Source organism: Mesorhizobium sp. M1E.F.Ca.ET.063.01.1.1 (assembly GCF_003998155.1).
GTDB lineage: Bacteria > Pseudomonadota > Alphaproteobacteria > Rhizobiales > Rhizobiaceae > Mesorhizobium.
The window spans coordinates 1-1,332 of record NZ_RZSC01001136.1; the positions used below are offsets into that span (position 1 = coordinate 1).

Below are 1,332 nucleotides of genomic sequence, written 5' to 3' on the forward strand. Positions count from 1 at the left end.
ATCCAGCGCCGCCGCTGTTCCTCCGTCAGGTGCTTGCCGAGATGGTGCATGACCATCTCGCGGTGGCCGCCATGCTTTTCGCTGTATGTCTTCGGTCCGCCAAAAACCTCGCCGATGAAGGCCGCGACATGCGCCGGATGATCCGGCGACATGTGCTTGAACACCGGGCCGACGATCGGGTCTCGCCCGACCTTGTCGTAGAAGGTCCGCGTCAGCCGGTTGAGCGCCTCCGCGCCACCGGCCCATTCGAACAAAGTCGGGACATCCTCGCGCATTGCCGATCCTCGTTCCGGAAGGGCCCCGACGATAGCGGCAAGGCCGTCCATGGCTCAACCTGCCTCAATGGCCAGTTGGCGCGCCGCGCTACAGTTTTGCCGGCGCCTCCGCCTCGGCATTGGCGGACGGCAGAATCCGACAGTTGTCGGGCTTCGGCGACGATTTGCAGATGGTGGCGCCCGTCAGCGCATCCACCGACTGGCGCCCGGTCGTCAATCCGAACTTCGCCAATTCGTCCTGACTGAGCTCCCTGTGCTTCGCATATTGTGCCGACTGCATCGCGGCGAACAGGCCCGAGCCGATCGCCATCTCCTCGAGATAGGCTCTAACCTTTTCTTCCATGCCCATGGAGTGAATGAGGAAATGCGCATCGGCGCCAACCAGGCGCTTGGAGCCACCGGCGGTCATCACCGCGCAGGCCGCGTCGCATTCGGCGCCGGCGTCAATGGTGAGGCCGGTATGGAGACCATCCTTGGCGCCGCACCCAGTGGCGCCCGGATCGCAATCGAGAAAATCCGTCCGGGCGACCGCGACATCCAGCCTGCGCTCGCGGATCAGCCGGCCGGCGGCGAGCGCACCCTGTATGTCGCCGCCCGGCGAGTTGACCACGACGGGCAGCCTGCGCCCGCCGACGGTGTCGAGCAGCTCGCGCAGCCTGTCGGGCGTGTTGGCAACGATCGTTCCTTCCGCCGAAATCCACTCCGGGCAATCGGGATTGCAGAGCGGGTTGCTGCCGCGAACCAGGACGAAGCGCATATCCTGCGCCTCCTTCGGCGGCGCAACCTCGACCTGCAGAGAGGCAGACGCGGGATTGGCCTCGGCGGTCGCCATCTCGACCGGCCTGGCTTCGCCGCCCGCTGGTATTTCGCGGCAGTTCACCGGCGCCGGATCGCGCCGGCACACGCTTCCCGCCGTCATGATGTCGAGCGAATCGAGACTGGTGACGAGCTTCATCTCCAGCATGTCCTCTGGCTCGATCTGCCTTATGTCACTGGCCGGCGTCGCCTTCATCACCTCCAGCACACCCTGCTCGATGCCCATTTCCCTCAAATAGGC

The 1,332-nt window shown here is 65.3% G+C and carries 1 protein-coding gene and 1 pseudogene; both read right to left on the bottom strand.

Annotated elements, in window-relative coordinates; translation table 11 throughout:
• Positions 1-275: group II truncated hemoglobin (locus EOA29_RS36675; protein ID WP_210213227.1), on the bottom strand; the 275-nt coding region annotated here is incomplete at its 3' end.
• Positions 276-363: 88 nt separating this feature from the next.
• A pseudogene (locus EOA29_RS41885) lies at positions 364-1,332 on the bottom strand (hypothetical protein); the annotation flags it as partial.